Here is a 25,904-nt window from a genome sequence, read left to right as displayed (position 1 = left end):
CTCTAGCTGTTTGGTCACGGTGTGTAGAAGCACCTAAAGCTCATTCGCCACGGGGTGGGCGTGGTCGGATGACGTTAACGGCTGGTAATGGTGGCCCGCCCCCGTGTCCCCGCGTGACCGCCGCCCGCTGCCGCTGCTGAGCGGCTGCGGCTGTGGCGCCGGCTGCAGCTGCGGCTGCCAGTCGGGCTCGGCGTGTCAGTGCGGGGGCGCCTGCTGAGCGTCGGGGCCCCGCCCTTGTCCGGCGGGGCCCCAGGGCAGCAGGGCCACGAGTTCGAACACCGAGTCCGTGGTGCCGTGCCGGAGGCTGCCGCCGTCCAGCGCGGCGCGTTCCTCCAGGCCGGTCAGTCCGGCGCCGGCGCCGGGGATCTGGGCGGGCGAGGCGCCGGCGGGCAGGTCGTTGCGCACCTCGACGGTCAGCCCCTCGCCCGGCGCGCCCGCGACGCGGACGGTGACGGCGGCGCCGGGGGCGTGCTTGCGGGCGTTGGTCAGCCCCTCCTGGACGACCCGGTAGGCCGTGCGCTGCACCGGGCCGCGCAGCCCGTCGGCGGCGTCGCGGTCGTACTCCTCGCTGAGGCGGACCCGCTGCCCCGCCTGTTCCGCCTCGGCCACCAGCTCCCCGATGCCCCCGATGCCCGGCTGCGGCCGGCCGCCCGCCGTGTGGGGGCCGCGCAGCACGGTCAGCACCTCGCGCAGCTCCTCCAGCGCCTGGTGCGCGGTGTCGCGGATGATCTGGGCGCTGGCGCTGATCTCCGCCGGGGTCAGCGGTTTGGCGCCGCCCGTCGACCGGTCCGTGCGGTACGCCAGGGCGCCGGCGTGCACGGACAGCAGCGAGATCCGGTGGGCCAGCACGTCGTGCATCTCGCGGGCGATGGCCTCGCGTTCGCCGCGCCGCGCGTCGGCCAGCCGCCGGGCGTGCTCGGCGCGCTCCCGGGCGGCGTCCTCGCGGAGCCTGACCACGAGCTGGCGCCGTACGCGCATCCCGGCGCCCCAGGAGAACATGCACAGGTAGTACGCGACGATGAAGGCGACCGTGGTCCAGCCGCCCTCGTGCGGGAGGCTGTAGAGCAGCAGGTACGGCACGACGGCCAGGAAGTGCAGGCCGAGGACCAGCAGGCCGGTGCGCCACGGGACGCGCAGCCCGAGGTTGAGGATCACCACGGTCAGGGCGCCGAAGCCCGAGCTGGTGACGGCGCCGACGGGGACGAGGGCGAGGGCCACGGCGAGCGGGTGGCGGCGGCGCCACCACAGGGCGAGGCAGCCCACCGCGCCCAGCGGCGGGTCGAGGGCGACGATCCAGCCCGGCAGGTAGTCGCGCTCGTCCAGGGTGACGGTGAGCAGGAGCCACAGGCCGGCCGCCGTCACGAACAGCAGGATGTCGACGACCCAGTCGCGCCCGGTGCGCCGTCCGCCCGCGCCGGACGCGGCACGGCCGCCCGCCAGCAGTTCCGCCGGCAGCAGCCAGCGGTCCTCCCACCTCTCCTTGGCCCCCGTGTCACTCATGCCCCGAGCCTAGGCCGTGCCCGGCCCGCCCACGCCCGACGCGCGCCCGGACCCCCGCGCCGGGGGCCCGGGCGGGCGGGAGCTACTTCTTGCCCTGGTTCTTCACCGCTTCGATGGCCGCCTTGGCGGCCTCCGGGTCCAGGTAGGTGCCGCCGGGGGTGACCGGGCGGTAGTCGGCGTCCAGTTCGTACAGCAGCGGGATGCCGGTGGGGATGTTCAGGCCGACGATCGCTTCGTCGGAGACGCCGTCCAGGTGCTTGACCAGGGCCCGCAGGCTGTTGCCGTGCGCGGTCACCAGGACGGTCCGGCCCGTGTTCAGGTCGGGGACGACGCTGTCGTACCAGTACGGCAGCATGCGGATCACGACGTCCTTGAGGCACTCGGTGCGCGGGCGGACCTCGCTGGGGATCGCCGCGTAGCGCGGGTCGTCGCTCTGGGACCACTCGGCGCCGTCGGCCAGGACGGGCGGCGGGGTGTCGTACGAGCGCCGCCACCGGGTGAACTGCTCCTCGCCGAACTCGGCGAGGGTGGCGGCCTTGTCCTTGCCCTGGAGGGCGCCGTAGTGGCGCTCGTTGAGCCGCCAGGAGCGGCGCACCGGGATCCAGGCCCGGTCGGCGGCGTCGAGCGCGAGGTTCGCGGTGCGGATGGCGCGCTTGAGGGTGGAGGTGTGCAGGACGTCGGGGAGCAGACCGGCGTCCTTCAGCAGCTCCCCGCCGCGGACCGCCTCCTTCTCGCCCTTCTCCGTCAGGTTCACGTCGACCCAGCCGGTGAACAGGTTCTTCGCGTTCCACTCGCTCTCGCCGTGGCGGAGCAGAATCAGCTTGTACGGTGCGTCGGCCATGGACCGAGATTAGACGAGGCCGGTCCGCCCGGCGGATGCGGCCCGGGATTCGCCGCGGGGGCGGCCGGGGTCGGCCGTGGTCAGCCGGACGGCTGGGTGAGGCGGGTGAAGGCGTCGAGGTTCCGGGTGGACTCGCCGCGCGCCGTGCGCCAGGCGTACTCCTTCTTGATCGCCGAGGCGAAGCCCAGCTCCAGCAGCGTGTTGAACGGCCCGTCGGCGTTCTCCAGCACGGTGCCCAGGATGCGGTCGATCTCCTCCGGGGTGACCGCCGCCAGCGGCAGCTTGCCCGCCAGGTAGATGTCCCCCAGCCGGTCGACGGCGTACGCCACCCCGTACAAGCGCGTGTTGCGTTCGAGGAGCCAGCGGTGCACGCCCGCGTGGTTCTCGTCGGGGCACCGGATCACGAACGCGTTGATGGAGAGGGAGTGCCGCCCCAGCACCAGTGAGCAGGTGGTGGACAGCTTCCGGGTCCCCGGAAGGGTCACCACGTAGTGCCCGGGGGCCGGGGACTCCCACTCGGCGCCCGAGTCGCGCAACGTGTCTTCGACGATCTGCCGCGGATCAGCCATGGGCCGATCGTATGCCCGTCCGGGTGAACCGGCGCGCCTGGACCGCCGCGCCGTAGACCGTGAGCATGTCGGCGGCGGTGGCGTCCCAGCCGAAGTCGCGCGCGTGGCGGGCCGCCGCCGCGCCGAGCCTGTCGGTCAGCGCGGGGCCGCCGGCCAGCGGGCGCAGGGCGCGGGCGTAGTCGGCGGGGTCGTGCCCGTCGACGAGGAAACCGGTCTCGCCGTCCCGCACCACCACCGGCAGCCCGCCGACCGCCGCCGCGACGACCGGGGTGCCGCACGCCTGGGCCTCGGCGGCGACCAGGCCGAACGACTCGCTGTAGGACGGCATCACCAGCACGCTCGCCGCCCGGTACCAGTCCGCCAGACCGGTCTGGGTGACCGGCGGCCGGAACCGGACCACATCGGCCACGCCCAGCCGGGCGGCGAGCTTCTGGAGCCGCTCGGGGCGGGCCAGCCCGGAGCCGCTGGGTCCGCCGACCACCGGCACCCCCAGCCGCGACCGCAGGCCCGGATCGGTGTCCAGCAGCTCGCGCACGGCGTGCAGCAGGATGTCGGGGCCCTTCAGCGGCTGGATGCGGCCGGCGAAGAGCGGGACGAACACGTCGGGCGGCAGCCCGAGGCGGGCGCGGGCGGCGGCGCGGCCGTCGCCCGGGTGGAACGTGGCGAGGTTCACACCCGGGTGCACCACCGCCGTGCGCAGCGGGTCGGCGTCGTAGAAACGGACGAGGTCGGCCGCCTCCTCCGCCGTGTTGGCGACCAGCCGGTCGGCGGCCCGCACGATCTGCGTCTCGCCGATGACGCGGGCGGTCGGCTCGGGGGTGTCCCCGGCGGCCAGCGCGGCGTTCTTCACCTTGGCCATGGTGTGCATCGCGTGCACCAGCGGCACGCCCCAGCGCTCGGCGACCAGCCAGCCGACGTGCCCGGACAGCCAGTAGTGCGAGTGGGCCAGGTCGAAGTAGCCGGGCCGGTGGCCGGCCCAGATCTGCGTCACGCCATGGGTGAAGGCGCACAACTGGGCGGGCAGGTCCTCCTTGCTCAGCCCCTCGTACGGGCCCGCGTCCACGTGCCGCACCAGCACGCCGGGCGCCAGCTCGACGACCGGCTCCAGATCGGCGGAGGTGGCCCGGGTGAAGATCTCCACCTCGATGCCCAGCGCGGCGAGCTGCCGCGACAGCTCCACGATGTAGACGTTCATCCCACCCGCGTCGCCGGTGCCCGGCTGGTGGAGCGGTGAGGTGTGCACACTGAGCATCGCGATCCGTCGGATGTGCGGCACCGAGCCTCCTGAAAGGACAGCGGGTTCTTCCCGGTCCCGTCGCTGCTTCCCGTCCTACGCCGTACCTGGTCCGGACCGTGCAACTATCCCACGGCCCGTTTTCTTCCTCCCTTCCCCCCAAATCCCGGCTTGCCCGGCCTTCTCGACTTCCCCGTCCGCGCGGTCCCATTCCGCGCGGCCAGTACGCTCGGGCGCATGGCGGAGGGGACCGTGACGCGGGGGACGACCAACCCGAACCGGCTGCGCCGCATGGACCGCTGGATCGCCGCCACGCACGCCCCGGCGCTGCGCCGCCCCGCCGGCCCGCCGCTCGCCGTCGACCTGGGGTACGGCGCGGCGCCGTGGACCGCCGTCGAGCTGCTGGACCGGCTGCGCCGGGTCCGCGCCGACGCCCGGGTGACCGGCGTGGAGATCGACCCGGCGCGGGTCGCGGCGGCGCGGCCGTACGAACGGCCGGGGCTGCGTTTCGCGCACGGCGGCTTCGAGCTGCCGCTCCCCGGCGGGGAACGCCCGCTGCTGATCCGGGCCGCCAACGTGCTGCGCCAGTACCCCGAGGCGGGGGTGGCGGGCGCGTGGGCGCGGCTGTGCGGCCGGCTCGCCCCGGGCGGGCTGCTGGTGGAGGGCACCTGCGACGAGGTCGGCCGCCGCCACGTGTGGGTGGCGCTGGGCCCCGGCGGTCCGCTGACGGTGACGTTCGCCGCCCGGCTGGCGACGCTCACCAGCCCGTCGGAGCTGGCCGAGCGGCTCCCGAAGGCGCTGATCCACCGCAATGTGCCCGGCGAGCCCGTGCACCGCTTCCTGCGCGACTTCGACCGCGCCTGGGCCGCCGCCGCGCCCTACGGCCCGCTCGGCGCGCGCCAGCGGTGGGTGCGCGCGGTGCGTTCCCTGACGGACGACTGGCCGCTGGCGGACGGCCCGGGCCGCTGGCGCCAGGGCGAGGTGACCGTCCCCTGGCCGGCGGGGGCGCCCCGGGGATGACGGCCGCCTCGTCGCCCTGGCGGCGCTAGGAGAGCTGGAGCGCGGTCAGGGCCTCGTCGAGGAGGGCGCGGTTGCCCGGGTGGCTGAGCTGGGCGCGGGCCTCGTCCGGCGGGAGCCAGCGCAGTTCGTCCACCTCGCTGTTGGGTTCGAAGACGCCCTCGGTGGCCTCCGCCGCCCAGTAGAGGACTTCCTTGGGGCGGCCCCGGGCGCGGTAGCGGGCGGCGCGCAGGGACGTGCCGAGCACGCACTCCATCCCGGTCTCCTCGCGGACCTCGCGGCGGGCCGCGTCGGCCGGGGTCTCGCCGGGGGGGAGCTTGCCCTTCGGGTGCGACCAGTCGTCCCCGCGGGGGCGGAGGGCGGGCGCCACCTCGACGCCGCCGTCCGCCGACCGGCGCCCCAGCACGCAGCCGGCCGCCCGCACGAGGTCCCCGTCGCTCCCGTCCGTCGCGGGGCACGCGTCGCCGGCGCCGCCGGCCGGGCCGTCAGCCTGTCGCGACACGCCGCTTCCTCCGGGTCTCGATCAGCATCTCCTGGACGTTCCGCAGCGGGTTGCCCTCCTCGTCCACCGCGTGCCGCGTCCACGCGCCGTCCGGGCCGAGGTGCCAGGAGGCGGTCGAGTCGGCGGTGCCGGTGGCCAGCAGGCGGGTGATCGTGGAGCAGTGGGCCGGGTCGGCGACGCGGACCAGCACCTCGATGCGGCGGTCCAGGTTCCGGTGCATGAGGTCGGCGCTGCCGAGCCACACCTCGTTCTCCCCGCCGTTGCCGAAGGCGTAGACGCGGGAGTGCTCCAGGAACCGGCCGAGCACGCTGCGGACCCTGATGTTCTCCGACAGGCCGGGGACGCCGGGGCGCACGGCGCAGATGCCGCGCACCCAGATGTCGACCGGGACGCCCGCCTGGGACGCGCGGTAGAGGGAGTCGATCACGGTCTCGTCGACGATCGAGTTGACCTTGATCCGGACGAAGGCGGGCCGGCCGGCCCGGTGGTGCTCGATCTCGCGGCGGACGCGGCTGACCAGGCCCTCGCGCAGCGAGCGCGGCGCGACGAGCAGCCGCCGGTAGTTGTCGCGCCGCGAGTAGCCCGACAGGCGGTTGAACAGGTCCGACAGGTCCGCGCCCACCGCCGGGTCGGCGGTCAGCAGCCCGATGTCCTCGTAGAACCGCGCGGTCTTGGGGTGGTAGTTGCCCGTGCCGACGTGCGCGTAGCGCCGCAGGTCCTCGCCCTCCTGACGGACGACCAGGGACAGCTTGCAGTGCGTCTTCAGCCCGACCAGGCCGTAGACGACGTGGCAGCCCGCCTCCTCCAGCTTCCGCGCCCACTTGATGTTGGCGTGCTCGTCGAAGCGGGCCTTGATCTCGACCAGCACCAGCACCTGCTTGCCGGACTCGGCGGCGTCGATCAGCGCGTCCACGATCGGGGAGTCGCCGGACGTGCGGTACAGCGTCTGCTTGATCGCCAGCACGTCCGGATCGGCGGCGGCCTGCTCCAGGAACGCCTGCACGGAGGTGGAGAACGAGTCGTACGGGTGGTGCAGCAGCACGTCCCGGGCGCGGAGCGCGGCGAAGATGTCGGGCGCCGAGGCGGACTCCACCTCGGCCAGGTCGCGGTGGGTGCCGGCGACGAACTTCGGGTACTTCAGCTCGGGCCGGTCCAGCGCCGCGATGGCCTTCAGGCCGGTCAGGTCGAGCGGGCCGGGCAGGCAGAACACTTCCTCGCGGCGGATCTTCAGCTCGCGGACCAGCAGGTCGAGCACCTCGTCGTCGATCGACTCCTCGACCTCCAGACGCACCGGCGGGCCGAAGCGGCGGCGCAGCAGCTCCTTCTCCAGGGCCTGGAGCAGGTTCTCCGTGTCGTCCTCCTCGACCTCCAGGTCCTCGTTGCGCGTGACGCGGAACACGTGGTGGGCGAGCACCTCCATGCCCCGGAACAGCTCCTCCAGGTGCGCGGCGATGACGTCCTCGACCGGCACGTACCGGTGCGGGGATGCCTCCAGGAAACGGGACAGGAGCGGGGGCACCTTGACGCGGGCGAAGTGCTTGTGGCCGCTGGCCGGGTTCCGCACGACGACGGCCAGGTTGAGCGAGAGGCCCGATATGTAGGGGAACGGGTGCGCCGGGTCGACCGCCAGCGGGGTGAGGACCGGGAAGATCTTCTTGCGGAACAGCGAGAACAGCTCGATCTGCTCCTGCTCGCTCAGGTCGGGCCAGCGCAGCAGGTGGATGCCCCGCTCGGCCAGCTCGGGCGCGACGGTCTTCTGGTAGCAGGCGGCGTGCCGGGTCATCTGCTCCCGGGCCCTGGCCCAGATCGTCTCCAGCACCTCGCGCGGCGCCTGGCCGGTGACGGAACGGGTGGCCACACCGGTCGCGATGCGGCGCTTGAGCCCGGCGACGCGGACCATGAAGAACTCGTCGAGGTTGCTGGCGAAGATGCTCAGGAAGTTCGTCCGCTCCAGCAGCGGGGTGGCGGGGTCCTCGGCCAGCTCCAGGACCCGCTCGTTGAACGCGAGCCAGCTCCGCTCGCGGTCCAGGAAACGGTCGGTGAACAGCTCCGGTTCGAGCGCGGCCCCGGACGCCGGCCCGGCATCGGCGGCCACCTCGGGAACGGACTCCGGCTCGGCCGACTCGCTCGGCTCGGCGGGCTGGGGCACCGCGTAAGGGGACAGGGTCCGCGCTTCCTGGCTCATTCCCCCATTCTCGCGCGTTCCCGGAGAACGGGGCACGTCAGCGAGGTTAACGGGGGAACCGGCCCGGCGGCGGTACTGGTCGGCCCAGCGCTTCGCCGTGCTGACCGAGACCCCGAAATGGGCCGCCGCCCGCCGCAGGGACCACCCGTCCTCCACGACGGCCCTGCCCAGCCCCTCGCGCTCTCCCTCGCCGAGGGGCCCACCACTGCGATCACGTTCCACGCCGGGAGCGTACCCGCGCGCCCCGCGCGCCACCCGCCGGACCGGCTGCCGTCCCGCTCAGGTCTCGGTGCGGTACATCAGGTCGCGTTCGAAGGTGCGGAAGCCGAGGGACTCGTAGACCCGCAGGGCCGGGGTGTTGTCCGCGTCGACGTACAGCATCGCCGTCGACAGGGACGGGTTCTCCGCCAGGTGGCGCAGGCCGAGGCCGGTCAGGGTGCGGCCCAGGCCGGTGCCCTGTGCCTCGGGGGCGACGCCGACCACGTACACCTCGCCCAGACCCCGCTCCTCGTGCGGCTTCGTCCAGTGGAAGCCGAGGATCCGGTCCTCGTCGTCCGCCCGCACCGCGAGGAAGAAGCCGTCCGCGTCGAACCACGGCTCCGCCATCCGGGCGTCGAGGTCCTCGCGCGTCAGCGCGCCCTGCTCCGGGTGGTGCGCGAAGGCCGCCGCGTTCACCGCGAGCCACGCCTCCTCGTCCCGGCCCGGCTCGAACGTCCGCACCCGCACGTCGTCCGGCGGCGGCGGAACGGGCGCGGTCCGCAGGCCGCCCAGCGGGCGGCGCAACTGCCGCAACTCGCGGAAGAGCGTCAGGCCCAGGATCCGCGCGAGGTGCCGCGCCGCCGGGTGGCCGCCGTGGGCCCACACCCGCAGCCGGTGGCCCGACTCGGCGAGCAGCGCGTCGCCCAGCACCCGCCCGTACCGGTGGCCCCGGTGCCCGGGGTGGACGACCAGCTCGGCCGAGGGCGCCTCCACCGGGTCGGTGCCGTCGAGCTGGGCGTAGCCGACCAGTTCGCCGGTGTCCTGACGCAGCAGCAGATGCCTCACGCCCTCCCGCGCGCCGCCCCGCAGCAGCAGCCGGCCCTGCTCGGACACCGCGCTCTGCCCGTCGACCCCGGCCGCGGCCTCGATCAACGCCAGCGCCTCGCGCCGCTCTTCCTCCGTCACCCGGTCCCGCACCATGGCGTCGTTCATACCAGCGACTCTAGGGCCTGCCGGGGCGGCGGCGCAGCGTACGTTTCACCTCCTCGTCACATGAGGCCCCCTGCCGTGCTACGCGCGTAGCCACTAGGGTTCTGGCCGGACCGGAATCCGTCATGCCCCGATCGCCGGGAGGGACCCATGCACGCACGGAAGTACAGGCTGACCGCGGGGGCGGCCACGCTGGTGGTCGCCGGGGCGCTCGCCGTGGCGCTGCCCGCCGCCCACGCCGCCGACCCGGCCGACTCCGCCGGGCACGCCGCCCGGCCGGGCCGGACCGTCGACCTCCAACTCCTCGCCCTCAACGACCTGCACGGCGCCCTGGAGCCCCCGGCGGGCTCCAACGGCACGCTCACGCACGAGAACCCGGACGGCACGACCTCCCAGATCACCGCGGGCGGCGTCGAGTACCTGGCCACCGGCCTGCGGGAGGCCCGGGAGGGCGAGCGGCGCTCGGTCACGGTCGCGGCCGGCGACATGATCGGCGCCACGCCGCTGCTGTCGGGGCTGTTCCACGACGAGCCCACCATCGAGGCGCTCAACGCCCTGGAGATGGACGTCGCGGGCGTCGGCAACCACGAGTTCGACGAGGGCTGGGAGGAGCTGATCCGCCTTCAGGAGGGCGGCTGCCACCCGGAGGACGGCTGCTACGCCGAGGGCCGCGAGTTCGAGGGCTCCGACTTCCCCTACCTGGCCGCCAACGTCGTCCACGAGGACACCGGCCGCCCGATCCTGGCGCCTTACACCATCGAGAACCTCGGCGGCGTCAAGGTCGGCTTCATCGGCGTCACCCTGGAGGGCACGGCCGACATCGTCACCCAGGAGGGCATCGAGGGCATCGACTTCCTGGACGAGGTGGAGACGATCGACAAGTACACCGCCGAGCTGAAGCGGCGCGGCGTCAACGCGGTCGTCGCCCTGGTCCACGAGGGCGGCTACCCGGCGGCCCCCGCGTACAACCACGACTGCGACGGCCCCTCCGGCGGCCTGTCCGGCCCGATCGTGGACATCGCCCGGCGGACCTCGTCCGACGTGGACGTGCTGATCACCGGCCACACCCACCAGCCGTACGTGTGCTCCGTCCCCGACCCGTCGGGCCACGACCGGCTGGTCACCTCGGCCGCCTCCAACGGCCGCCTGTTCACCGAGCTGACCATGGCGTACGACCTGCGCACCAAGGACATCGTGCGCACCTCGGTCGAGGGCACCAACCGCGTCGTGGACCGGGAGCGGGAGCGGGCCGCCGACCTGACCGAGCTGATCGCGTACTGGAACGAGCTGGCCGCGCCCGTCGCCGGCCGGCCCATCGGCTGGATCTCCGAGGACATCGCGGGCCGCGGCACCGGCGCCCCCGAGTTCCCGCTCGGCGACCTGATCGCCGACGCCCAGCTCGCGCACGCCCGGTCGCTCGACCCGTCGGCCGACCTCGCGCTGATGAACCCCGGCGGCATCCGCACCGACCTGGTGTACGCGGCGTCCGGCGCCGAGGGGGACGGAGTGGTGACGTACGGGGAGGGCTTCGCGGTCCAGCCGTTCTCCAACACCGTGAACCTGCTGGACCTGACCGGCGCCCAGCTCCTCCAGGTGCTGCGCGAGCAGGTGAGCGGCGCCAACGAGGCGGCGCCGAAGATCCTCCAGCCGTCCGAGGGCCTGGCCTACACCCTGGACCTGACGCGGGCCGGCGCGGACCGGATTGTGGCGGACTCGGTCCGGATCGACGGCGAGCCGCTCGACCCGGCGGCGACCTACCGGGTGGCGGTCAACTCGTTCCTGGCGGGCGGCGGCGACGGCTTCCCCACCCTGAAGCTGGGCACGGACCCGGGGGTGGGCGACGACGACATGGCCGTCCTCGCCGCCTACCTGACCGGGCCCTCGTCGGCGTCCGCCCCGCTCGCCGCCCCGGCCGCCGACCGGATCACCGTCGTCGGCTGACCCCGGGCACGGCCCCGCCCCGGCGCACCCCGCGCCGGGGCGGCCTCACACCGGCACGTCGGCCGGCTCGCCGTGCGCGTCGCGCGGCCCCGGCGGCGCGGCGGGACGGCGGGCCACGCCGATCGCCGTGACCAGCAGCCCGTCCCGGGCCAGCCCCCGGCCGGTGAACCCGGGCAGCCGCACCCCGTCCCCCTCCGGGCCCGGCCCCAGCAGCCGGGCGGTGAACGTGCCCGCGTCCGGGTCGATGGTGATCGCCGCCTCCTCGAAGTCGAGCCAGCGGCGGGTCAGCGGGAACCACACCTTGTAGACGCTCTCCTTCGCGCTGAACAGCAGCCGCTCCCAGGCCACGTCCGCCCGCCGCGCCGCCAGCCCGGCCAGGGCCACCCGCTCCCCGGGCAGCGCGATGGTGTCCAGCACGCCCCGCTCCCGCAGCGGCTCGTTCGGCTCGGCGTCGATCCCGACGCTCGCCAGCTCGCCGGACCGCGCGACCGCCGCCGCCCGGTAGCCGTGGCAGTGCGTCATGCTCCCGACGAAGCCGTCCGGCCAGCCGGGCGCCCCCCGCTCCCCCGGCACCAGCGGCACACGCGGCCCGCCGAGCCGGTCCAGCGCGGCGCGGGCGCAGACCCGCACGGTGGAGAACTCGCGGCGCCGCTTGTCCACGGCCCGCGCGATGTGGCGTTCCTCCTCGGGGAACAGCGCGGGTGGCTCGGCCGGGTCCGTGAACGCCTCGACGGCCGCCACCCCGGGCGGCAGCAGCTCCTCGATCACGGCCCCACCGCCACCGGCGGCAGGATCTGCGTCAGCCGCCCCGGCGGGGTGCCGCGCGGCTGCCACTCCCGGGGATACCCCAGCGAGACCTCCTGGTGGGGCACCCCGTGGTGCCAGATCAGGCGCGGGATGTGGAGGTGGCCGTAGACGACGGCGGCGGCCCGGAAGCGGCGCGGCCAGTCCTCGGTGGCCTCGGTGCCGCACCACAGCGCGAACTCCGGGTACCGCAGCACGCGGGTGGGCTCGCGCACGATGGGCCAGTGGTTGACCAGGACGGTGGGCAGGCCGTCCGGCACCTCCCGGGTCAGCCGCTTCTCCGTCTCCTCCACCCGCGCCCGGGACCAGGCGTCGCGCGTGGGGTACGGGTCGGGGGCCAGGAAGTACTCGTCGGTGCAGATCACGCCCGCCGCCTTGGCGATCGCCATCGCCTCCTCCTTGGTGGCGGTGCCGGCCGGGCGGAACGTGTAGTCGTACAGCAGGAACAGCGGCGCGATCACCGCCGGGCCGCCGTCGCCCTCCCACACCGGGTACGGGTCCTCGGGCGTGAGCACCCCGAGCCGCCGGCACATCCCGACCAGGTGCTCGTACCGCTCGACGCCCTTCAGCCGCACCGGGTCGTCGGTCGTGGTCCACAGCTCGTGGTTGCCCGGGACCCACACCACCCGGGCGAACCGGCGGCTGAGCAGCTCCAGGGTCCACTCCACGTCCGCGACCGTCTCGCCGACGTCCCCCGCGACCAGCAGCCAGTCGTCCTCGCCGGCCGGTCGCAGCCGCTCGACTATCTGCCGGTTCTCGGCATACCGCACATGCAGATCGCTGATGGCCACCAGCTTCCCCACGCGCAACTCCCCTCATCGGCCAGGATCTTCACGCTAACCCATGAATCTCAAGATTTGTTGAACTCTCGCTACGATGGCCGCATGGCACCCCAGATCGCGAAGGAACTCACCATCGGGCAGCTTGCCCAGCGCAGCGGCGTCGCCAACTCGGCACTCCGGTTCTACGAGGAGCAGGGCCTCATCAGCAGCCGCCGCACCACCGGCAACCAGCGGCGCTACCGCCGCGACACCCTGCGGCGCGTCGCGTTCATCCGCGTCTCGCAGAACGTCGGGATGCCGCTGAACGCGATCCGCGAGGCGCTGGCCCAACTGCCGGAGGGCCGCACACCGACCAAGCAGGACTGGGCCGTCGTCTCGGAGTCCTGGCGGGCCGACCTCGACGCCCGCATCCGGCAGCTCGCGCGGCTGCGGGACAACCTGACGGACTGCATCGGCTGCGGCTGCCTGTCCCTGGAGAGCTGCATGCTCGCCAACCCGTACGACATCTGCGGCGAGCAGGGCTGCGGCCCGCGCCGCCTGCTGACCGAGCCCGCGCCCGCCACTGCGACGGCCGGCGCCGCCGCCGGCCAGGAGTGCGCTCCCTCCTGCCGCTGACCCCACGGCCCACCCGCCGCGCCTACTCGTCCTCCGTGCCCTCGCCGCCCGGCGGCGGCACCGGGGCGCCGGGCAGGGTGAGCAACGCCTCGGTGCCGCCGCCCTCGGCGGGCCGCAGGGCGACCTCGCCGCCGCACTCGCGGACGGTCCTGGCGACGATCGACAGCCCCAGGCCCGAGCCGGGCAGCCCCCGGGCGCCCGGGGAACGCCAGAACCGTTCGAAGACGTGCGGCAGGTCGTCGGGCGGCACGCCGGGCCCGTGGTCGCGGATGCGCAGCACCCCGTCCCGCAGCACCAGGTCCACGCCCCGCTCGTCGTCGGCGCCGAACTTGACCGCGTTGTCCAGCAGGTTGACCACCGCCCGCTCCAGCGCGGCCGGCTCGCCCCGCACGTACCAGGGCTCCAGCTCTGCGGTGATGGGCAGGGTACGGGCGCGCAGCCGGGCCCGGCTCACCGCCCTGGCGGCCGTCTCGTGCAGCCCGACCACCTCCCGGGACCGTTCGCTGCCCACCGCCCGCTCCGGCCGGGACAGCACCTGGAGATCGCCGATGAGCGAGGCCAGCTCGCTGAGCTGCGCGGTCAGCGACGCCATCAGGTCCCGCCGGTCCGCCGCCGGCAGCGGCCGGCCGGTCAGCTCGCTGCGCGCCAGCAGCTCGATGTTGGTGCGCAGCGAGGTCAGCGGCGTCCGCAGCTCGTGCCCGGCGTCCGCGATGAGCTGCTGTTGCAGGTCCCGGGAGGAGGCCAGGGCGGCGGTCATCGAGTTGAACGAACGGGACAGCCGCGCGATCTCGTCGTCGCCCGTCACCGGGATCCGGACGCTCAGATCCTCGGTACGGGCGATGTGCTCGGCCGCGTCGGTGAGCCGGTCGACGGGCCGCAGCCCGGCCCGCGCCAGCACCACCCCGGCGCCCGCGCCGCCCACCGCGCCCAGCGCGGCGACCAGCGCCAGCACGGCGGCCAGCGCCCGCAGCGGCTCGTGCACCTCCGACAGCGGCCTGGCCACCGTGATGGCGGCCCCGCGCACGGGCCGGGTCAGCACCCGGTACTCCTCGCCGTCCGAGCCCCGCGCGTCGTGCAGCGTCTCGCCCAGGCCCAGCCGGGCGACGGCCATGTCCGCCTCGGACGGCTCCAGGCTGACCGCGCCGGCCAGGACGCACGTGACCCCGTCGGCGGTGACCAGTTGCATCGGGTCGCGGACCAGCCCGGGGATCTGCTCCAGCTCGTCCGGCTCGATCTCGCAGGGCGCGCCCAGCGCCTGCGTCAGCTCGTCCCGGCCGGCGCTGTCGCGCAGCGAGTCGTCCAGCGACGCCATGAGCTGCCCGCGCACCACGAACCAGGCCGCCGCCGCGCACACCGCCACCGCGAAGGCCACGGCCAGTCCGGTCAGCAGGGCCAGCCGGGACCGCAGCGGCAGCGCCGCGAACGCGCGCCGCACGCTCACACCCTCAGGACGTAGCCGACGCCCCGCACCGTGTGCACCAGACGCGGCTCGCCCCCGGCCTCGGTCTTGCGGCGCAGATACATGACGTACACGTCCAGGGAGTTGGACGAGGGCTCGTAGTCGAAGCCCCAGACGGCGTGCAGGATCTGCTCGCGGGTGAGGACCTGCCGCGGGTGGTCCAGCAGCAGCTCCAGCAGGGTGAACTCCGTCCTGGTCAGCTCGATCACGCGTTCGCCGCGGGTGACCTCGCGGGTGGCCGGGTTCATCCGCAAATCCGCGAACGACAGGATCCGCTCGCGCGCCGCCTCGGTCCGGGTCTCCTGCCCGCCGGCGAGGGAGTACGAGCCGCGGCGCAGCAGCGCCCGGAGGCGGGCCAGCAGCTCGTCCAGCTCGAACGGCTTCACCAGATAGTCGTCGGCGCCCGCGTCGAGGCCGCTGACCCGGTCACCGACCGTGTCGCGGGCGGTGAGCATCAGGATGGGCACCCGGTCACCGACGGCGCGGACCCGGCGGGCGGTGGTGAGCCCGTCCATGCGCGGCATGAGGACGTCGAGGACGACGGCGTCGGGCGCGTACGTCTCCAGCTTGGCCAGGGCGTCCACACCGTCCACCGCGGTCTCGGTGACATATCCCTCGAAGGCGAGGCTGCGCTGGAGCGCCTCCCGCACGGCGGGCTCGTCGTCCACGATCAGCACGCGGGCACCGTCACTCATGGGAAAAGTCTCGCCTCAGGCGCCGCTGCCGGTGCCCGTTCCCGCCTCCAGGGAGGCGAGCACGTCCTTCACCGTGTTGACGGGGATGGCGAAGCCGAGGCCGGCGCTGCCGGAGTCGGCCGAGGCGCTGTACATGGCGGAGTTGACGCCGATGACCTCGCCGTCCATGTCGACCAGGGCGCCGCCGGAGTTGCCGGGGTTGAGGGAGGCGTCGGTCTGGATGGCCTCGTAGGTGGTGGTGGACGAGCCGAGGTCGCCGTTGTACTGGCCGCCGCCGTACTCGAACGGCCACGGCTCGCCCCGGCCCGGCTGCGCGCCGCCGGTCCCCTCGTCCTTCGCGACGGTCACCTCGCGGTCGAGCGCGGACACGATGCCGCTGGTGACCGTGCCGGTCAGGCCCTCGGGGGAGCCGATGGCGACGACCTGATCGCCCACCGAGACGTCGTCGGAGTCCCCGAGGGTCGCCGGGGTCAGGCCGCTGACGCCTTCGGCGCGGAGCACCGCGAGGTCGGTGTCGGGGTCGGTGCCGGTGACCTCGGCGGGCGCGGTGGTGCCGTCGGAGAAGGTGACCTCGACGGTGGTGGCGCCGGAGACGACATGGTTGTTGGTGAGGATCTCGCCGTCCTCGGAGAGGATCACGCCGGAGCCGGTCGCGGTGCCGGAGGTGATCTCCACCACGCTGGGGCCCACGGCGGCGGCGACGGACGCCACGGTCCCGCCGTCCGCGGCGGCCTGGTCGGCCACGGTCGTGGCGGACACCGCCGACGAGCCGCCGCCGGACGCGGCCGTGGTGCCGTCGATCAGGGCCGCGGTCCCGCCGCCGACCGCGGCGGCGACGAGGGCGACCGCGGCGAACAGCGACACCGACCCGCGGGCCCGCCGCGACCGGTGACCCGCCACGGCCGGGGCGCCGGCTCCTATACAGAACTGAACCCGCCGGCGAAGAGGAGAGGGGCGCGTCCACGGGTGGCAGCGGGCGAGAAAAAAGCACAAAGAGCGGAAGGCTGGTCTGAACACGCAAGTTCATTGTTTGTCGTCGATGGATGTGGAGCGAACGAGCACGACCCTAGCGTGGGCGTCGGCAGCGACGAATGGGTGTAAGAGACATGTGCGTGTGGTGTGCGTCCATGCGACCGACTGTGGGCCGGGAAGATGAGAGGACTCTGAGCCGCGGCTCAGAGTTCTCTCCGAAAATCGCCTTGTCATCCGGCGTCGCGTCCCGGCTGGTGAGCCGGGCGCTCAGCCGGTCGGGGCGCAGCCGCAGGAGCGGCGGATCCGCAGTGCCACCGGGAACTGCCGCACCCGGTCCCCGGGCCCCTGCTCCGGGTCGTCTATGGCCAGGTCGACCGCCGCGCGGGCCATCGCCTCCCGGTCCGAGCCGACCGTGGTGAGCGGCGGATCGGTCAGCGCCGCCTCCTTCACGTCGTCGAAGCCCGCGACCGCCAGCTCGCCCGGCACGTCGATGCGCAGCTCGCGCGCCGCCCGCAGCACGCCGATGGCCTGGTCGTCGGTCGCGCAGACGAGGGCCGGCGGCCGGTCGGGCCCGGCCAGCAGGTCCAGCGCGACGCGATACGCGTCATACCGGTTGTACGGCGCCTTGAACAGCTTCCCCGCGGTGCTCAGCCCGGCGTCCGCCATGGCCCGCCGCCAGCCCGTCACATGGTCGGTCACCGGGTCCCCGGACTCCGGCGTGGAGTCCACGCCGCCGAGGCAGGCGACATACGGAAGCTTGTGGTCCACCAGCAGGTGGCGGGTGATCTGCCGGGCGCCGTCGATGTCGTCCAGGACGACGGCCACGTCGTCGATGGCGTCGGGCCGCCGGTGCAGCAGCACCACGCGGGCGTCCCAGGCGTCGATCTCGGCGGCGGCGTGCTCGCTGGGGCCCTGGCTGATGAGGATCAGGCCGGAGACCCGCATCCCGAGGAACGCCCGCAGGTAGTGCACCTCGCGCTCGTCGAGATAGTCCGAGTTCCCCACCAGGACCATCTTCCCGCGCTCGGCGGCGGCCTGCTCGACCGCGTGCGCCATCTCCGCGAAGAACGGCTGCCTCGCGTCCGGCACGATCAGGCCTATGAGGTCCGTCCGCTGGGAGGCCATCGCCTGCGCCACCCGGTCCGGCCGGTACCCCAGCTCCTTGATCGCCGCGAGCACCCGTTCCCGCGTGCTCGCGGCCACCGGACGCGGCCCATTGTTGATGACATAGCTGACGACGGCGGTCGAGGTACCCGCCAGCCGCGCCACGTCGTCCCGCGTCACCTTGGCCACAATGCGTAGTCTACGCGCGCCACCGCCCTGTGGGATACGGGGTTCCGTATCCCACAGGGCGGTGGCGGGGCCGGTGCCTGTCCGGCCCGGTGGGCGCGGGGCGGCGGCCGGTCAGTCGCGGCGCGCGGCGGCCTCCTTGACGAGCTGCTCGGCCTCGCGCGTGACGGCGCGGGCGTGCTCGTCCTCGGTGGCCTTCTCCTTCTCGGGCACCACGAAGCGGTAGCCGACGTTGCGCACGGTGCCGATCAGCGCCTCGTGCTCGGGGCCGAGCTTGGCGCGCAGCCGGCGGACGTGGACGTCCACGGTGCGGGTGCCGCCGAAGTAGTCGTAGCCCCAGACCTCCTGGAGGAGCTGGGCGCGGGTGAAGACGCGGCCCGGGTGCTGCGCGAGGTACTTCAGCAGCTCGAACTCCTTGAAGGTCAGGTCCAGGACCCGGCCCTTGAGCTTGGCGCTGTAGGTGGCCTCGTCGACCGACAGGTCGCCGTTGCGGATCTCCATGGGGCTGTCGTCGGTGGAGAGCTGCTGGCGGCCGGTGGCCAGCCGCAGCCTGGCCTCGACCTCGGCGGGGCCCGCCGTGTCCAGCACCACGTCGTCCACGCCCCAGTCAGCGGTGACGGCGGCGAGGCCGCCCTCGGTCACGATGAGCACCAGCGGACAGCCGGGGCCGGTGGACCGCAGGAGCTGGCACAGCGAACGGACCTGCGGCAGGTCCTTGCGGCCGTCGATGAGGATGACGTCCGCGCTCGGGGCGTCCACCAGGGCAGGGCCCTCGGCCGGTGCCACGCGCACGTTGTGGAGCAGCAGCTCCAGGGCGGGCAGCACTTGCGAGGACGGCTGAAGGGCGTTGGTCAGGAGAAGCAGCGAGCTCATAGGGGGGCGTTCCTTCCTCAGTCCTGGCGGGGGACGATTCGAGCGGCTCTGCCCAGAAAGCGCGAAAGGACCCGGGGTGGCGACAGTGCCCGGATCCTTACTTGGGGAGCAGCATAGCCGAAACAATTCACCTTGCGTACTGGCGGGAATCACACTCCTGTCCGGCTCGCGCTGGGCCGGACGTGTATCCAGTCCGGATCAGGCGTCATCATGGGTCGGCACGCAGACGGCGGTGGGATCGGGGAAGCGCCCCGGAGGAACGGAGCACGGCGATGCCGAGCGGCACGATCCGGTACTGGGCCGCGGCGAAAGCCGCCGCCGGTACGGCGGAGGAGACGTACGAGGCCACGACGCTCGCCGGTGCGCTGGCCGCCGCGCGGGACCGCCACGCCGACCGGCCCGACTTCGCGCGGGTGCTCACCCGGTGCTCCTTCCTGGTGGACGGCGAGCAGGTCGGGGCGCGCGGCCACGACAGCGTCGAGCTCGCCGAGGGCTCCACGGTCGAGGTGCTCCCCCCGTTCGCGGGCGGTGCCCGGTGAGCGGCGTACGGACGAGCGAGGAGTCCCAGCCGGCCAGGGCGCGGCACCGGGCGCGGTCGCCGATCATCGCGCCGGGGCTCGGGCCCGCCGCGCTGACCGTGGCGCTGGCCGCGCTGCTGGCGGCGACCGTGCCGCTGGGGCGGGGCGCGGCGCTGCCCGCCGTGGTGGTGCTCCAGGCGGTGACGGCGGCCGGCTGGTTCCGGCTGAACGGCATGTGGCCGGCCCGGCAGGGCATCGCGCTGGCCTTCGCGGGCGGGCTGGTGACGGACGCGGCGGTGCTGGTCGCGGACGCCGACCGGGCGACCGAGGCGATGCTCGGCGTGCTGGGCGTGTGGTTCCTGCTGGTGATCGTGCTCCAGTTGCGGCACCGGGGTTCGGCGGACGAGCGGCTCGACTCGCTGACCGCGACCGCCGCGGCGCCGCTGCTGACGGCGCTGGGCGCGGGCCATCTGGCGGCGGCCGGCGGCTCCACGGCGGCGGTCGCGGTGACGGCCGCGGCGGTGGGTGCTGCCCCCCTGTTCCGGGCGGTCCCGGCGCCGGGGGCGGTGGCCGCCGCGCTGGCGGTGGCCGCCGCCGCGGCGGTGGGGGTGGCGGGCGCCCGGCTCGGCGACCTGGGCGGCGCGGACGCGTCGGTGTTCGCCGTGGCGGGCGGTCTGGCCGCGCCCGCCGGGCCGCGGGTGGCCGGCTACGACTTCCCGTCCCGCTTCGTGCACTTCACGGCGGGCGTCGCGCTGCCGCTGACCGTCGCCGCGCCGGTCTGCTACGCGCTGACGCGGGTCCTGCTGTAGTCCCGCGAGGGCCTGTCGCGGGCCGTCGCGGCTTTCGTAACGGCCGTGCTGCAAGCCACGCCCCACCCGTCCTGGCGGTCCCGCCGCGGGTTAGGCTCGCCGGGTTTTGAGAACCAGACCCTGGGGGAACGGGCCGATGCGAGCACTGCGGATAAGTCTGATCGTCTTCGGCGGGCTGCTGGTGCTCGCCCTGATCGCCGACCGGATCGCGCTGTTCATGGCCCAGGGCGAGGTCGCCTCCCAGGCCAGGACCAGCCTGGAGCTGTCGTCCGAGCCGGACGTGTCCATCAGGGGCTTCCCCTTCCTGACCCAGGTGCTGGGGAGCCACCTGGACCGGGTGGACCTCGGTCTCGACGGGTACGAGGCGCGGGTGGAGGACCAGACCCTGACCCTGGAGGAGCTGGACGTCCGGCTGGACGACGTGGAGCTGGGCAGCGGGTACTCCAGCGCGGTCGCCGAACGGGCCGGCGGCGAGGGGCTGATCTCCTGGGAGGAGCTGACCCGGGCGTACGGCGAGCTGCTGGCCGTCAGCGGCAACGGCTTCGGCGTCGAGTTCGGGTACGCCGAAGGGGGGCGGCTGCTGCTGACCCTCCAGGCGTCCGTGCTGGGCCAGAGCCTGGACGTGGGCGAGGTGACCGGCGACATCGTGCTGGAGAACGGCTCCATCCGGCTGGAGGTCGCGGACGAGGACATCCCCGACACCGGCGGCCCCCAGGTTCAGGAGACGATCCGCCAACAGCTCGACATGGAACGGGAGATCGCGGGTCTGCCCAGCGGCCTGTCACTGGAGTCCCTGGAGCCCACGGAGGACGGGCTGGCGCTCACCATCACCGGCAGCGGCGTGAACTTCACCGGCTGACCCGGGCCACGGAGACCTCTTATCCCACATCGCAGTCAATATCGTCTCAGTATCCGGTACAGCGGTGACATGACCGCCGCTGTCTCCGTACGAGCGCGGGCATGACGCGACAGGCCACGGGTACCCCCGCCGGGGGACTGACGAAGCGACGGGCGGTTGATCTGTGCCGCGTCGCCGCCATGCTCTGTCGCCGCGTCGGCTGACGGACCACGCCCCCTCCCCGCGCGGCGCCCCCCACGCCCGCGCCTTGGGAAGGCGCCGCGCCGTCGAAGTGGTCCTGGACCCAGTCGGCGTCCACCCACCCCGGTACGCATCACCCCTCCCTGCCCGATCGCCGAAGGAGACACACGTATGAGCCGCAGTGACGTCCTGGTGGACGCCGACTGGGTCCAGGACCACATCGACGACCCCAAGGTCGTGATCGTGGAAGTCGACGAGGACACGTCCGCCTACGAGAAGAACCACATCCGGAACGCCATCCGCATCGACTGGAAGAAGGAGCTCCAGGACCCGGTCCGCCGCGACTTCGTGGACCAGTCCGGCTTCGAGGCGCTCCTGTCCGCCAAGGGCATCGGCAACGACGACACCGTCGTGCTCTACGGCGGCAACAACAACTGGTTCGCGGCCTACGCCTACTGGTACTTCAAGCTCTACGGCCACGCGGACGTCCGCCTGCTGGACGGCGGTCGCAAGAAGTGGGAGCTGGACGCCCGCGAGCTGGTCGAGGACGTGCCGCAGCGCGCCGCCACCGAGTACCGGGCGAAGGAGCAGGACACCTCGATCCGCGCCTTCCGCGACGAGGTCGTGGCCGCGATCGGCGCCCAGAACCTGGTGGACGTCCGCTCCCCCGACGAGTTCAGCGGCAAGCTGCTGGCCCCCGCGCACCTGCCGCAGGAGCAGTCGCAGGTCGCCGGCCACATCCCCAGCGCCCGCAACATCCCCTGGTCGAAGTCGGCGAACGACGACGGCACCTTCCGTTCCGACGAGGAGCTGACGGAGCTGTACCAGGAGGAGGGCGTGGACCTGGGCAAGGACACCATCGCCTACTGCCGCATCGGTGAGCGTTCCGCGCACACCTGGTTCGTGCTGCACGAGCTGCTGGGCGTGCCGAACGTCAAGAACTACGACGGCTCCTGGACCGAGTACGGCTCGCTGGTCGGGGTGCCGGTCGAGACCGGCCCGGCCAAGTAAGCCACGTCACACGAGAGGGAAGAGCGCATGTGCGGAGCGAAGCCCGGCGGCCCGGACGCCGCGGGAATCAAGCCCGGTGAGACCACCATCCAGGGTTCGGTCACCCGGGACGGCGAGCCGGTGACCGGCTACGTCCGACTGCTGGACAGCACCGGTGAGTTCACCGCCGAGGTCCCCACCTCCGCGACCGGTCAGTTCCGCTTCTACGCGGCGGAGGGCACCTGGACCGTGCGCGCTCTCGTGCCCGGCGGCACCGCGGAACGCAAGGTCGTCGCCCAGCAGGGCGGGCTGACCGAGGTCACCATCGCGGTGTGACCCGCGTGCCGAAGGCCGCGTCCCCCGGTCGTCCGGCCGGGGGGCGCGGCCTCGTCGTGCCTGTTCGCATGTGTCTCGCCCGTGCTTCCGTCAGGTGCCGGCGGGCCCGGCGCGTCCCGGAAGGACCCGTCCGGCGCTGTCAGTAGACGAGCGCGCGCACCCCGTCGGGCATGATCTCGCTCACGAAGACCTGTGCCCCGGCGATCCGCACCCCGTCGATCACATCCTCCTCATCGATCCCCCTGCGGGCGGCACACTGCGTGCACAGCGTGATCCGCCCCCCGGCCTGGATACCGTCGATCAGGTCCGGCAGCGGCGCCGCGTGCGGCAACTGGAACTCCGCCGCCCGTCCGGGAAGCGCGAACCACGCGGACTCCCCGGTCAGCCACAGCGAGACCTCCACCCCGCTGGCGGCGGCCACCGCCGCCACCGTGAACGCCTGCGAGCACCGCTCGGGGGCGTCCGCCCCCGCCGTCACCTTGATCACCAGCTTCTGAGCCATGGCGCCACCGTAGTCGTGAGATCCACGGCGCTAACGAGTCGTGCCACAAGTGGCGCAGACCCAATCCCCGCGCGGTCCCTGATGCATGGCTCCACCGCAGTTCGGACAACTCATGATCACACCCTTTCCACGCGCTTAGACGCGAGAGCGAACGAAGACGTTCAGCCGCAGTGATCACAAAACGGTCAAGGCCGCACGCAAGCCGCGTGCCCGTGCGGCCCACCCACTGAGATTCCCCCGCTCGCGAGGACTAGACTCGGACCCGGACGTATTTCACATCGCAGGGGCAAGGAGCACGCCGTGCTGGAGGCTTTCTTCATCACTCTGATGGTCGCGGTGGGTGTCGGCAGCGCCGCGTTCGCCGCCCTGGTCGTGATGAGGCTCTACCAGGGTCAGCGCTGATCCATGATCGAGATCCCCTCCGACCTCCACCCGGAGCTGGTGCCGCTCGTGTTCCTCCTGGGCACGTGGCAGGGCGCGGGCGTCGCGGCCCTCGACAAGTTCGGGGACCCCGGGCAGGAGGCATGCAACTTCGGCCAGGAGGCGTCCTTCTCGCACGACGGACGCGACTTCCTGGAGTACGCCTCGCACACCTGGCGGCTGGACGCCGAGGGCAACCGGCTGGAGCCGCTGGAGTCCGAGCACGGCTTCTGGCGGATCAAGCCCGACCGGCAGGTCGAGGTCACGATGATCCGCGACCAGGGCGTCGCGGAGATCTGGTACGGCGAGCTGGCCGAGGGCAAGCCGCAGATCGACCTCGTCACGGACGCCGTCGCCCGCACCCAGGGCTCCCCCGCCTACTCGGGCGGCAAGCGGCTGTACGGCTATGTGAACGGTGACCTGATGTGGGTCGGCGAGAAGGCCACCCCGGACATCGCGCTGCGGCCGTACATGTCGGCGCACCTGAAGAAGACCGTGAACCCGAAGGAATGGGTCGCGGACCTGAAGAACCTGCCGGACGACGGCATCGCGTTCTTCCGCTGAGCGCGCCCGCCGGGCCGGCCGTTCTCAGGGGATTCCAAGGTTGCGGGAGTAGACACCACCGGGTGTCCACTCCCGAATCCGCCGCCCCGGCCACGCTGCTCGTCGTGGACGACGAGCCCAACATCCGGGACCTGCTGGCCCAGACGTTCCGCCTCACCGGCTTCGCGGTGCGCTGCGCCGACAGCGGCCCGTCGGCGCTCAACGCCGTGCGGACCGGGCCGCCGCCCGACCTGATCGTGCTCGACGTCGTGCTGCCCGGCCTCGACGGCTTCGAGGTGGCGCGCACGCTGCGCCGCGACGGTTGCCGCGTGCCGGTGCTGTTCCTCACCGCCCGTGACGACGTGACCGACCGCGTCGAGGGCCTCAGCGTCGGCGGCGACGACTACGTCACCAAGCCGTTCAGCCTGGAGGAGGTCGTGCTGCGGGTCCGCGCGATCCTGCGGCGCGGGCAGGAGGCGCGGGAGCCGTCACCGGCCCGGGACCCGGTGCTGCGCTACGCCGACCTGGAGCTGGACGAGGACGCCCATCAGGTGCGGCGCGGAGGCGTGGTGGTGGAGCTGTCCCCCACCGAGTTCCGGCTGCTGGGCTATCTGCTGGTGAACGCCGGGCGGGTGCTCAGCAAGTCGCAGATCCTGGACCGGGTCTGGTCCTACGACTTCGGCGGCGACCCGCGGATCGTCGAGAGTTACGTCTCGTACCTGCGCAAGAAGATCGACGGCGGCCGGCCGCCGCTGATCCACACCGTGCGTGGCGTCGGCTACGTCCTGCGCGGCCCGTCGTGACCCTGCGGACGCGGCTGGTCCTCATCACCGCGGCGCTCGCCGGGCTGGCGCTGCTGGCCGCCAACGCCGCCGGGATCGTGCTGCTGCGCACCTATCTGATGGACCGGCTGGACGAGCAGCTCATCGGGATCGGCACCGGCGAGGGCGAACAGTCGCCGGAGGACAGCGTGTTCAGCGCGGAGCGGCTCGCCGAGATGGCCTCGGCCATGCCCGTGGGCCAGACGGTGCTGGCCGGGCGGTTCGACGGGACCAGCCAGTTGTACGTGCTGGGCCCGGACGGGTCCGTCCTCGCGTCGCTGCCGGACGCGTCCGCCTCCGGCCCCGGCGCCAAGCTGCCGCCGGCGGCGACGCTGCTCGAACGGGACGGGACACCGTTCACCGTGCCGGACCGGGCGGGCGACGGCGAGTGGCGCGTCCTCCCCCGTGCGACGTCGGACGGCGGGCTGGTCGTCACGGCGCTCTCCACCGACCAGGCGGACGGGATCGTCCGGCGGCTGCTGGCCATCGACGCCGCCGTGACCGGCGTGGTGCTGCTGCTGCTCGGCCTGGGCGCGGCCTGGATGATCCGGCTCGGGCTGCGCCCGCTGACGCGGATGGAGGCCACGGCGGGCCACATCAGCGCCGGTGACTTCGCGCGCCGCGTCCCCGGCACCGACCCGCGCACCGAGCCGGGCCGCCTCGGGCTGGCGATGAACGCGATGCTGGACCGTGTCGAGGCGGAGATCACCGCGCGCCGGGCGTCGGAACGGCGGCTGCGGCGGTTCCTGTCCGACGCCTCGCACGAGTTGCGCACGCCCCTGACGTCGATCCGCGGCTTCGCCGAGCTGAGCCGCCGGGGCGGCGACGGCGCCGAGGCGCTGGCGCGGATCGAGGCGGAGGCGAAACGGATGGGGGTGCTGGTGGAGGACCTGCTGCTGCTGGCCCGCCTCGACGAACATCCGCGCCTGGAACGCCGCCCGGTCGATCTGCTGGAGCTGGCCGCCGACCTGGCCCATGACGCCCGCGCCCACGCCCCGGACCGGACGATCACGCTGGACGGCGTGGAGCCGGTGACCGTTTCCGGCGATCCGCTGCGGCTGCGGCAGATCGTCAGCAACCTCCTGACGAACGCCCTCCGCCACACCCCGCCCGACGCCACCGTCACTCTCCGCGTCGGCACCGCCCCGGACGGCGGGACGGCGTTCGTGGGGGTCACCGACACCGGGCCGGGCATCGCCCCGGAGCACGCCGCCCGGGTCTTCGACCGCCTCTACCGCGTCACCCCGGCCCAGGGCGGCGGCACCGGCCTCGGCCTCCCCATCGCCGCCGCCCTGGCACGGGCCCACGACGGCCGCATCGAGCTGGACACGGCCCCCGGCGAGGGCGCGACGTTCCGCCTGCTGCTCCCCCACGACGACGGCTGAACGGCACCCCGCCCCGGGCACAGGTGCGGCGAACGCGAGCCGCCCGCAGGGCGACGCGGCACGGGCACCCCGGG

At 73.6% G+C, this 25,904-nt stretch carries 27 protein-coding genes; 12 read left to right on the top strand and 15 right to left on the bottom strand.

Annotated elements, in window-relative coordinates; all coding sequences use genetic code 11:
• Positions 1-195: 195 nt before the first annotated feature.
• The 4 genes from BN2279_RS01335 to mshA form a co-directional block, all read right to left on the bottom strand.
• Positions 196-1,500 (bottom strand): sensor histidine kinase, encoded by a 1,305-nt coding sequence (locus tag BN2279_RS01335; protein ID WP_059005832.1) that lies wholly within the window; start codon positions 1,498-1,500, stop codon positions 196-198.
• Between the two features lie 82 nt (positions 1,501-1,582).
• Positions 1,583-2,341: a phosphoglyceromutase gene (locus tag BN2279_RS01330; protein ID WP_059005831.1), complete on the bottom strand. Its 759-nt coding sequence runs from the start codon at positions 2,339-2,341 to the stop codon at positions 1,583-1,585.
• 80 nt (positions 2,342-2,421) lie between these two features.
• Positions 2,422-2,910 (bottom strand): type III secretion system chaperone family protein, encoded by a 489-nt coding sequence (locus BN2279_RS01325; RefSeq protein WP_059005830.1) that lies wholly within the window; start codon positions 2,908-2,910, stop codon positions 2,422-2,424.
• On the bottom strand, positions 2,903-4,162 hold the full coding sequence (gene mshA / locus BN2279_RS01320) for a D-inositol-3-phosphate glycosyltransferase (RefSeq protein ID WP_079031721.1): 1,260 nt from the start codon (positions 4,160-4,162) through the stop codon (positions 2,903-2,905). Before mshA ends, BN2279_RS01325 begins: the two co-directional genes overlap by 8 nt.
• Before the next feature lie 219 nt (positions 4,163-4,381).
• On the opposite strand from mshA, the gene BN2279_RS01315 reads away from it, so the two are divergent.
• Complete coding sequence (locus tag BN2279_RS01315; protein ID WP_059005829.1) at positions 4,382-5,164, top strand: class I SAM-dependent methyltransferase; 783 nt, start codon at positions 4,382-4,384, stop codon at positions 5,162-5,164.
• Between the two features lie 25 nt (positions 5,165-5,189).
• Here BN2279_RS01315 and BN2279_RS01310 read toward each other — a convergent pair whose 3' ends face one another.
• The 3 genes from BN2279_RS01310 to mshD all read right to left on the bottom strand — a co-directional run bounded on the left by BN2279_RS01310 (position 5,190) and on the right by mshD (position 9,039).
• Positions 5,190-5,585, bottom strand: a complete 396-nt coding sequence (locus BN2279_RS01310) for an NUDIX hydrolase (protein WP_059005841.1) — start codon at positions 5,583-5,585, stop codon at positions 5,190-5,192.
• 61 nt (positions 5,586-5,646) lie between these two features.
• Entirely contained in the window at positions 5,647-8,004 is a 2,358-nt protein-coding gene (locus BN2279_RS01305; RefSeq protein WP_407702179.1) for an RNA degradosome polyphosphate kinase, read from the bottom strand.
• Positions 8,005-8,127: 123 nt separating this feature from the next.
• Positions 8,128-9,039: a mycothiol synthase gene (mshD, locus tag BN2279_RS01300; protein WP_059005827.1), complete on the bottom strand. Its 912-nt coding sequence runs from the start codon at positions 9,037-9,039 to the stop codon at positions 8,128-8,130.
• Positions 9,040-9,186: 147 nt separating this feature from the next.
• On the opposite strand from mshD, the gene BN2279_RS01295 reads away from it, so the two are divergent.
• The gene (locus BN2279_RS01295) at positions 9,187-10,977 is read left to right on the top strand and encodes a bifunctional metallophosphatase/5'-nucleotidase (protein ID WP_059005826.1); all 1,791 of its coding nucleotides are present in this window, start codon (positions 9,187-9,189) and stop codon (positions 10,975-10,977) included.
• A 45-nt stretch (positions 10,978-11,022) separates the two neighbouring features.
• On the opposite strand, the gene BN2279_RS01290 is transcribed toward BN2279_RS01295, so the two are convergent.
• Together BN2279_RS01290 and BN2279_RS01285 are read right to left on the bottom strand one after the other, a co-directional pair.
• Positions 11,023-11,745 (bottom strand): 4'-phosphopantetheinyl transferase family protein, encoded by a 723-nt coding sequence (locus BN2279_RS01290; RefSeq protein WP_059005825.1) that lies wholly within the window; start codon positions 11,743-11,745, stop codon positions 11,023-11,025.
• Complete coding sequence (locus BN2279_RS01285; RefSeq protein ID WP_079031713.1) at positions 11,742-12,584, bottom strand: metallophosphoesterase family protein; 843 nt, start codon at positions 12,582-12,584, stop codon at positions 11,742-11,744. The genes BN2279_RS01290 and BN2279_RS01285 overlap by 4 nt, the downstream gene beginning before the upstream one ends.
• 81 nt (positions 12,585-12,665) lie before the next feature.
• On the opposite strand from BN2279_RS01285, the gene soxR reads away from it, so the two are divergent.
• Positions 12,666-13,178 (top strand): redox-sensitive transcriptional activator SoxR, encoded by a 513-nt coding sequence (soxR, locus tag BN2279_RS01280; RefSeq protein WP_059005823.1) that lies wholly within the window; start codon positions 12,666-12,668, stop codon positions 13,176-13,178.
• Positions 13,179-13,200: 22 nt separating this feature from the next.
• Here soxR and BN2279_RS01275 read toward each other — a convergent pair whose 3' ends face one another.
• The 5 genes from BN2279_RS01275 to BN2279_RS01255 form a co-directional block, all read right to left on the bottom strand.
• Complete coding sequence (locus tag BN2279_RS01275; protein ID WP_059005822.1) at positions 13,201-14,613, bottom strand: HAMP domain-containing sensor histidine kinase; 1,413 nt, start codon at positions 14,611-14,613, stop codon at positions 13,201-13,203.
• 2 nt (positions 14,614-14,615) lie between these two features.
• Positions 14,616-15,332 (bottom strand): response regulator transcription factor, encoded by a 717-nt coding sequence (locus tag BN2279_RS01270; protein ID WP_059005821.1) that lies wholly within the window; start codon positions 15,330-15,332, stop codon positions 14,616-14,618.
• A gap of 15 nt (positions 15,333-15,347) precedes the next feature.
• The gene (locus tag BN2279_RS01265) at positions 15,348-16,253 is read right to left on the bottom strand and encodes a S1C family serine protease (protein WP_234347270.1); all 906 of its coding nucleotides are present in this window, start codon (positions 16,251-16,253) and stop codon (positions 15,348-15,350) included.
• 318 nt (positions 16,254-16,571) lie between these two features.
• Positions 16,572-17,597, bottom strand: coding sequence for a LacI family DNA-binding transcriptional regulator (locus BN2279_RS01260; RefSeq protein ID WP_059005820.1), 1,026 nt, complete (start codon positions 17,595-17,597; stop codon positions 16,572-16,574).
• Between the two features lie 111 nt (positions 17,598-17,708).
• Complete coding sequence (locus BN2279_RS01255; protein WP_059005819.1) at positions 17,709-18,467, bottom strand: winged helix-turn-helix transcriptional regulator; 759 nt, start codon at positions 18,465-18,467, stop codon at positions 17,709-17,711.
• A gap of 272 nt (positions 18,468-18,739) precedes the next feature.
• Between BN2279_RS01255 and BN2279_RS01250 the strand changes: the two genes are divergently transcribed.
• The 6 genes from BN2279_RS01250 to BN2279_RS01230 all read left to right on the top strand — a co-directional run bounded on the left by BN2279_RS01250 (position 18,740) and on the right by BN2279_RS01230 (position 22,159).
• A complete protein-coding gene (locus BN2279_RS01250) occupies positions 18,740-19,006 on the top strand; it encodes a MoaD/ThiS family protein (RefSeq protein WP_059005818.1) in 267 nt (88 codons plus the stop codon).
• Positions 19,003-19,794, top strand: coding sequence for a hypothetical protein (locus BN2279_RS28275; protein ID WP_059005817.1), 792 nt, complete (start codon positions 19,003-19,005; stop codon positions 19,792-19,794). Before BN2279_RS01250 ends, BN2279_RS28275 begins: the two co-directional genes overlap by 4 nt.
• Before the next feature lie 136 nt (positions 19,795-19,930).
• Entirely contained in the window at positions 19,931-20,653 is a 723-nt protein-coding gene (locus BN2279_RS01240; protein WP_059005816.1) for an LmeA family phospholipid-binding protein, read from the top strand.
• Positions 20,654-20,754: 101 nt separating this feature from the next.
• Entirely contained in the window at positions 20,755-20,856 is a 102-nt protein-coding gene (locus BN2279_RS31310; RefSeq protein ID WP_407702178.1) for a putative leader peptide, read from the top strand.
• Between the two features lie 148 nt (positions 20,857-21,004).
• The gene (locus BN2279_RS01235) at positions 21,005-21,844 is read left to right on the top strand and encodes a sulfurtransferase (protein WP_059005815.1); all 840 of its coding nucleotides are present in this window, start codon (positions 21,005-21,007) and stop codon (positions 21,842-21,844) included.
• 27 nt (positions 21,845-21,871) lie between these two features.
• A complete protein-coding gene (locus tag BN2279_RS01230) occupies positions 21,872-22,159 on the top strand; it encodes a DUF1416 domain-containing protein (protein WP_059005814.1) in 288 nt (95 codons plus the stop codon).
• Between the two features lie 139 nt (positions 22,160-22,298).
• Here the strand turns inward: BN2279_RS01230 and BN2279_RS01225 are convergent, their stop codons facing one another.
• Positions 22,299-22,661, bottom strand: coding sequence for a DsrE family protein (locus BN2279_RS01225; protein ID WP_059005813.1), 363 nt, complete (start codon positions 22,659-22,661; stop codon positions 22,299-22,301).
• A gap of 405 nt (positions 22,662-23,066) precedes the next feature.
• Between BN2279_RS01225 and BN2279_RS01220 the strand changes: the two genes are divergently transcribed.
• The 3 genes from BN2279_RS01220 to BN2279_RS01210 all read left to right on the top strand — a co-directional run bounded on the left by BN2279_RS01220 (position 23,067) and on the right by BN2279_RS01210 (position 25,830).
• Entirely contained in the window at positions 23,067-23,645 is a 579-nt protein-coding gene (locus BN2279_RS01220) for a heme-binding beta-barrel domain-containing protein (protein WP_059005812.1), read from the top strand.
• Positions 23,646-23,707: 62 nt separating this feature from the next.
• Complete coding sequence (locus tag BN2279_RS01215; protein ID WP_059005811.1) at positions 23,708-24,427, top strand: response regulator transcription factor; 720 nt, start codon at positions 23,708-23,710, stop codon at positions 24,425-24,427.
• Positions 24,424-25,830, top strand: coding sequence for a sensor histidine kinase (locus tag BN2279_RS01210; RefSeq protein ID WP_234347263.1), 1,407 nt, complete (start codon positions 24,424-24,426; stop codon positions 25,828-25,830). The genes BN2279_RS01215 and BN2279_RS01210 overlap by 4 nt, the downstream gene beginning before the upstream one ends.
• The last annotated feature ends 74 nt before the right edge of the window (positions 25,831-25,904 follow it).

This window comes from Streptomyces specialis, assembly GCF_001493375.1.
Lineage (GTDB): Bacteria > Actinomycetota > Actinomycetes > Streptomycetales > Streptomycetaceae > Streptomyces > Streptomyces specialis.
This window is presented reverse-complemented; position numbering and strand designations above follow the sequence as displayed.